General features: G+C 63.7%; 7 protein-coding genes. 5 read left to right on the top strand and 2 right to left on the bottom strand.

Annotation, left to right across the window (positions count from 1 at the left end; all coding sequences use genetic code 11):
* The 5 genes from K0M74_RS14855 to K0M74_RS14835 all read left to right on the top strand — a co-directional run.
* Positions 1–553, top strand: a 553-nt coding sequence (locus K0M74_RS14855; protein WP_293974042.1) for a hypothetical protein, incomplete at its 5' end; no start/stop codon positions are given.
* On the top strand, positions 550–2,643 hold the full coding sequence (locus K0M74_RS14850; RefSeq protein WP_293974039.1) for a TonB-dependent receptor plug domain-containing protein: 2,094 nt from the start codon (positions 550–552) through the stop codon (positions 2,641–2,643). The genes K0M74_RS14855 and K0M74_RS14850, both read left to right, overlap by 4 nt.
* 119 nt (positions 2,644–2,762) lie before the next feature.
* Positions 2,763–3,137 carry a reverse transcriptase-like protein gene (locus K0M74_RS14845; RefSeq protein WP_293974036.1) on the top strand — a complete coding sequence of 125 codons (375 nt, stop codon included), beginning with the start codon at positions 2,763–2,765 and terminating at the stop codon, positions 3,135–3,137.
* Positions 3,138–3,232: 95 nt separating this feature from the next.
* Entirely contained in the window at positions 3,233–3,709 is a 477-nt protein-coding gene (locus K0M74_RS14840) for a hypothetical protein (RefSeq protein WP_293974033.1), read from the top strand.
* Positions 3,710–3,932: 223 nt separating this feature from the next.
* Positions 3,933–4,973 carry a rod shape-determining protein gene (locus tag K0M74_RS14835; protein ID WP_293974030.1) on the top strand — a complete coding sequence of 347 codons (1,041 nt, stop codon included), beginning with the start codon at positions 3,933–3,935 and terminating at the stop codon, positions 4,971–4,973.
* Between the two features lie 140 nt (positions 4,974–5,113).
* Here the strand turns inward: K0M74_RS14835 and K0M74_RS14830 are convergent, their stop codons facing one another.
* Positions 5,114–6,145, bottom strand: a complete 1,032-nt coding sequence (locus K0M74_RS14830; RefSeq protein WP_293974027.1) for an adenosine deaminase — start codon at positions 6,143–6,145, stop codon at positions 5,114–5,116.
* A complete protein-coding gene (locus K0M74_RS14825; protein ID WP_293974024.1) occupies positions 6,138–6,713 on the bottom strand; it encodes a phosphoribosyltransferase in 576 nt (191 codons plus the stop codon). The genes K0M74_RS14830 and K0M74_RS14825 overlap by 8 nt, the downstream gene beginning before the upstream one ends.
* Positions 6,714–6,998: the final 285 nt, after the last annotated feature.

Below are 6,998 nucleotides of genomic sequence, written 5' to 3'. Positions count from 1 at the left end.
GGGCCGCCGGGCGCGGGGGGCGCCGGCGTGCGGGTGCACCCGGGGCGGCGGGGGGCCGGTGGCGTTCAGCGTGGTGCAAGAGGCGGGAACGCTCGCCTGCACTGGAACGCTGATGCGCGCGTTCGAAGGGACGGGCCGCTGCCGCTTCACCTCTGACCCCGCGTTCGAGGCGGCGCTGGCGGCGCGCGGGCTGGCGCCCGAGCGGCGCAGCGACATGCTGGCGATGCTGCTGGTCGATGCGACGATCGCGCTGGCCGACGGGCTGACCGATGCGGGGGTGAAGCCCGATGACACCGACGATCTGATTGCGGCGGCAGCGCTGGAGGTGACGCCCGCCTACGTCCGCGAGCTGCAATCCGAAGCGCTGGTGCTGACCGACGTCGAGGACGCGATCGCGTGCAAGGCGCTCGGCGTCGACGGCGCCTATGTGCGCGGGCTTGCGGCAGCGGGGTATCGCAAGCTGAGCGCCGAAGATGTCGTCGGAATGAAAGCATTGGGGGTCACCGACGAGTACGCCGTGGCGATGAACCGCGCGACGCAGGGAAGTAAATGATGCGGCTGATCAGCCTTTTCGCGCTTTCCGCCGCGATCGCGGTACCGGCGCTGGCGCAGGAATCGCCGGCCACCGGTGAAGCGCCGCCGCCAGCTGCGACTGAGGGCGCGGCAAGCGGCAACAGCGCCGGGCGGCAAGTCTTTACTCCCGCCGAATTTGCCCGCTATGCGCCGACAAATGCCTATGACATGCTCAATCAAGTCCCCGGCTTTTCGATCCGCGACAATGAAAATCTGCGTGGGTTGGGGCAGGCGACGGGCAATGTGTTGTTCAACGGCGAGCGCCCGTCGAACAAGGGCGACACGATGTATACCCAATTGTCGCGCATCCCCGCGGGCAATGTCGAGCGGATCGAGATCGTCGACGGCGCGACGCTGGATATTCCGGGATTGTCGGGGCAGGTCGCCAATATCGTCTATCGTGCCGCCGCCGTTTCGGGGCAGTTTTCGTGGAAACCCGAATTTCGCGCCCATTATACCGACCCGCTGCTGACCCGCGGCGATGTGTCGGTGCGCGGGCGGTCGGGCAAAATCGAATATGAGGCGGCGCTGAGCAACGACGATTCGGCGCGCAGCGGCGCGGGCGGGCCGACGCTGATCAGCGATGGCGCGGGTAATATCATCGAGCGCCGCGAGGATAGCTGGAAAACCCATTATGACACCGCGAAACTGTCGGGCCGGATCACCTGGGATCTCGCGGGCGATAGCGTCGCCAATCTGGGCGGGCATTATCAGCGCAAATATGACCGCTATTATGAGGATGGCGTCCGGGTCTCGCCCGGCCAGCCCGACCGGGCGCGGACCTTTTATGAAAATGCCGACAGCTGGAACTACGAGATCAGCGGCGATTACCTGTTCCGCGCTGGACCAGGCAAGCTGAAGCTGATCGGGCTGCGGCGGTTCAGCCACGAGCCCTACAAGCAGGAAACCGTCACGACGCCAGTAGGCGGCATCGCGACGGGTGACCGCTTCGCGCAAACCGGCGATCTGGGCGAAACGATCGGGCGCGGCGAATATCAGTGGAAGATGCTTGGCGGCGACTGGCAGCTGTCGGGCGAGGCGACCTTCAACACCCTGGACAATGTCGCGTCGATCGCGGTGCTCGACCCGAGCGGCGTGTTCGTCGACCAGCCGTTCGCGGGCGGTACTGGCGGGGTCAGCGAGGATCGCTACGAAGGGCTGCTGAGCTTTGGCCGAAAGCTGACCGACAAGCTGAGTTTCCAGATCATCGCCGGCGCCGAACATTCGACGATTACCCAGACCGGGATGAACGGGCTGACGCGGAGCTTTTTCCGGCCCAAGGGGTCACTCTCGCTGGCCTGGGCCCCGTCGGCCAATTTCGATGTTTCCTTCAAATTGCGTCGCCGGGTGCTGCAACTGTCCTTCTATGATTTCCTGGCGCGCGCTTTCCTGAACGACGGCAACCAGAATGAGAGCAACAACGACCTTCGCCCGCAGCAGGACTGGAGCTATGAGGCCGAGATCAACAGGAAGTTCGGCGCGTGGGGGTCGACCAAGCTGATCCTGATCTATCGCGACGTCGAGGACCGCGTCGATGTCGTGCCGGTCGGCGCCAATGGCGAAGCGGTCGGCAATATCGCAAAGGCGAAAGCGGGGGCGATCGACTGGACTGCGACGATCAACCTCGATCCCGCGGGGATCAAGGGGATGAAGGTCGAAACGCGCGCGTTGCTCCAGAAATCGTCGCTGCGCGATCCGTTTACCGGCGAGAAGCGGCAGTGGAGCGGCTTCACTGACACGCTGATCGAGGCGAGCGTGCGCCACGATATTGCAGACAGCGACTGGGCGTGGGGCCTTGGCGGCAACTATGCCCATTACCAGCCCGGTTATCGCCGCAGCCAGGTCGACAAGCTCTGGGAAGGGCCGGTGTTCGCCAATGTCTATGCCGAGCACAAGAATGTGAAGGGCCTTACGGTCCGCGCCACCATTCGCAACATCGCCAATGCGCGATCAAAGCGTGACCGCGTCGTTTACACCGGACTACGCGGCAAAAGTCCGATTGCTTTTGTCGAAGCGCGCAATCGGCTGATCGGGCCGATTTTCTCGCTTTCGGTGCGCGGGACGTTTTGATCCGTGCATCGCTGTTCCACGGCGAAAGCCGGGGTTCAGGACGCAAAGGCACGGCGTCGGTCATGTGACGCCCTGGCCACCGACTTTCGCCGGGGAACGGGATCGGGCATAGCGGCACTATGAAGCCCCGCCGGACCAAAATCTATTTCGATGGCGGATGCCGCCCCAACCCCGGCGCGATGGAGATTGCCGTGGTGATCGGTGGGGTCGCGACCATCGACCACGAGGCGGGGATGGGCAGCAGCATGGATGCCGAATGGCTGGCGCTGATCGCGGCGCTGCGGCTGGCGCAGGCGCGCGGGATCACCGACTTTGTCCTGCTCGGCGACGCGGCGGGGGTGGTGGCGCAGGCCAATGGTGAAGTGGCGGCGCGCGGTCGTGCAAGCGCGCATTTGGAAAGCTTTAGGGTGCTGGTCGGCGCCAGTCCAGCGCCGCGCGTGCGGCATATCAGGCGTACCCAGAATCTGGCGGGAATTGCGCTGGCACGCCGCTGACGGCAACGAGCTTGTCCGTCGGGTTGCAAATCTGTACGAGACCTTGCAGAGAGGGGCGCAGCTATCCCCATGCAATATAACGAAAGAGCGGTGCGTTGAAGCCGACCCATCCCTTGCCCGTCCACCACAGCTGGCCGCTGTACGAGCGCGAACGCTTTTTCGAACTGGGGCAGCTGCACGGGGCCGACACGCTCGATGCCGTGGCCGACATGGCCGACCTAGACACGCATGGCCGATCGGTGCGTGCGCAGGCGGGCTGGTGGGAATGCGACCTCGCAAACAACAACCAACTGAGCTGGTCGAGCGAAGTCTATGATATTTTCAGCTTGCCGCGCGGCGCCGCAGTGACGCGTGAGGAAACCGTCGCACTATACCAAGAGGGGTCGCGCGCGGCGATGGAAAAATTGCGCGCCTATGCGATCAAACACCGCCGCGGCTTTACCCTCGATGTCGAAATCCGACCTGCCAGCGAGGCGCCGCGCTGGATGCGCCTGATTGCCGAGCCGCTGTGCGTGGATGACAAGATCGTCAAGTTGCAGGGCCTGAAATTTATCGTTCCTGAACGCGAGTAACGAAGTGTGCGCTGTCGATGAATGGCGGCTCCAGACGGCGAACCGTTCGTTAGCGGCGGTAAATGACGTCTTTGGCTCGACCGGGCCTGATAAACCAACGGTCTGCGCCACCGCCGTTGACGCGATTTAACCATCGTCACAAGTCAAAATCCAAGGGTGTTACGGGCGTCGATCACGCGCGTCCCCGATTCTCCATCAGCATGGCCAGGGGCGTTCGGCGCATATGAAATTCTTTAATCGGTTCGGTTCGGCCGCGCATGACATGGCCATCGATCTGGGAACCGTGAACACTGTCGTCTATGTCCGCGATAAGGGCATCGTCCTGAATGAACCCTCGGTCGTCGCGCTGGAAACGCGCGACGGGGTACGGCGCGTTAAGGTCGTCGGCAACGAGGCCAAGCTGATGATGGGCAAGACGCCGAGCAACATCCAGGCAATCCGTCCGCTGCGCGACGGGGTGATCGCCGACATCGACGTCGCCGAACAGATGATCAAGCATTTTATCGACAAGGCGCTCGGCGGGCCGAGCCGCCTGCGCCAGCGCAGCAACGTTGTGATTTGTGTGCCGTCGGGATCGACGATGGTCGAACGCCGCGCGATCCGCGACGCCGCGTCGAACGCCGGCGCGGTTTCGGTGCAACTGATCGAGGAATCGCTCGCCGCAGCGATCGGCGCCGGGTTACAGGTCACCGCGCCGATGGGCGCCATGGTGGTCGACATCGGCGGCGGTACGACCGAGGTCGCGATCCTGTCGCTCGGCGGCATCGCCTACAGCAATTCGGTGCGGGTTGGCGGCGACAAGATGGACGAGATGATTTCGTCCTACATTCGCCGCAAACATAATCTGATGATCGGCGAAATGACCGCCGAACGCGTCAAGCTGGCGATTGGCTGCGCAGTGGCGCCCGAGGGCGACGGCATGATCATCGGCGTCAAGGGGCGCGACCTGGTCAACGGCCGCCCGTCGGAGGTCCGGGTGTCGGAGGCCGAGATCGCCGAGGCGCTGGCCGAGCCGGTCGGACAGATCGTTGCGTCGGTACGCGCCGCGCTGGAACAGACGCCTCCCGAATTATCTGCGGACATTATTGACGAGGGGATCACGCTGACCGGCGGCGGCGCGCTGCTGCGCCGCATGGACGTCGCGATCGCAGAGGCGACGGGATTGTCGGTGCGGGTGGCGGAAAATGCGCTGATTTGCGTCGCGATGGGCGCCGGGTTGGCGTTTGAGGACCGAACCTATCATGGGGTGCTGATCGCGGCGTGAGTTTCAGTTGAGCGGGTGACCGGTAATAGTGGGTGCGGTCACCCCCTATCGTCGCGCCTGCGAAGGCGGGGGCCGCTAGCGGCCTTCTTCTGCGTTTCTGCGTAAACCGAAAGCGGCCCCCGCCGTCTCGGGGGCGACGGTCAGCGCTGCGTGTAAGCGTCGATCGTCGCGAGTTGCTTTGCCTTGGCGGCATCATCCAAAAAAGAGCCGGTGAAGCTGTTCCGGGCAAGGGTGAGCAGCTCGGCTTTCGACAGGTCGAGCGCGTCGGCGACAGCCTGGTAGTTGGCGTTGACATACCCCCCGAAATAGCTTGGATCGTCGCTGTTCACCGTGGCGCGAAGCCTTGCGCCCAGCATGATTTTCAGCGGATGCGCCGCCATGTCGTCGACGACGCACAGCTTCAGGTTCGACAGCGGACAGACGGTGAGCGTCATGCCCGCGGCGGCGAGGCGCGCGACGAGGGCGGGGTCTTCGAGGCTGCGGTTGCCATGGTCGATGCGGTCAACTTTGAGCAGATCGAGCGCTTCATAAACATAGGCCGGCGGGCCTTCCTCGCCGGCGTGCGCGACGATTTTCAGGTCGAGGCTGCGGGCGCGGGCAAAGACGCGCTCGAACTTGGACGGCGGGTGGCCGACTTCGGAGCTGTCGAGGCCGACGCCGTCGATGCGGCCCAGATAAGGCAGGGCTTGGTCGAGCGTTGCTTCGGCTTCAGCTTCGCTGAGGTGGCGGAGGAAGCACATGATGAGTTTCGAGGTGATGTCATAGCGCGCTAGCGCATCATCAAGTGCGCGGGTGATGCCGAGGACCACGGTCGCGAACGCGATGCCGCGTTCGGTATGCCCTTGGGGATCGAAGAAGATTTCGACGTGGCGCACCGCGTCGGCGTGCGCGCGGGCGAGATAGGCGGTAGTGAGGTCGAAGAAATCCTGCTCGGTGTGGAGGACGCCCATCCCCTGATAATAAATGTCGAGGAAATCCTGGAGGTTCGAGAAGGCGTAGGCGGCGCGGACCTCTTCGACATTGGCGAAGGGGATTGCGACATTGTTGCGCTGCGCCAGCTCGAACATCAGTTCGGGTTCGAGCGAGCCTTCGATATGCAGGTGCAGCTCGGCCTTGGGTAGCGCGGCGATGAAGGTGGCGCGGTCGTCGGCCGAGGCGAAACCATCATGCATCGCCGGTGCCTTCTTCGCGCAGGATGATCGCCGCCTCGGGCTTGTGCTCGCGGATCTCGTCGATCGTCAGCCCGTCGATTTCGTGCGGGAAAATCAGCCACTGGTCGGTTTCATGGACGAAGAAATCGGGGCGCAGGTCGGTGACGTTGCGCCCGGGCTTGAACCAGACAGTTGCGATACGGATGTCGCGCGGCATATTGTGGCGGCAGCGGGCCTTCAATTCGGCGATGAAGGCGCGGATGCTGCGGCCGCTGTCGAACACATCGTCGATGATCAGCAGCCGATCGTCGGGATCGAGCGTGTCGATCAGATAACCGAGTGCAAACACCTTTACCTCGGGATCATGTCGGTCGATGCCGTGATAGGACGAGGTGCGGATCGCGATGTGATCGCAATGCTGGCCATGATAATCGAGCAATTCCTGCACCGCGATGCCGACCGGCGCCCCACCGCGCCAGATGCCGACGAGGTGGGTCGGTTTGAAACCGCTGTCGATCACCTGCATGCCCAGCCGTAGCGAATCGGCAAGAAGGTCGTTGGCGCTGATGAAGATTTTGTCCGCGGTCATGCGGAAGGGGTAATCGGGTGCGAGGGGGATCGCAAGTTGATGGCTGGATGAGGGCGTTGGGGGTGGGTAGCTGCCGAAGCCGATCCTCCCTGTGGGGGAGGCCCAGGGGGGGGCGTTTGTTTAGGGGGTTTGTCCGGCCTTTGTGGTGATGGGGTTCGGCGGCCAACTGATGGACCCGATCGACCTCGAACACAGCCTGGACGCGATGAAGCTCTATACCGAGCTGTCGCAGCTGATACGCCTTTGCGTCGACTGCGGCTTCGACACTGCGACCGTCCCTGCCCG

The organism is Sphingopyxis sp., assembly GCF_019459305.1.
In the GTDB taxonomy this organism is placed as follows: Bacteria; Pseudomonadota; Alphaproteobacteria; order Sphingomonadales; family Sphingomonadaceae; genus Sphingopyxis.
This window is presented reverse-complemented; position numbering and strand designations above follow the sequence as displayed.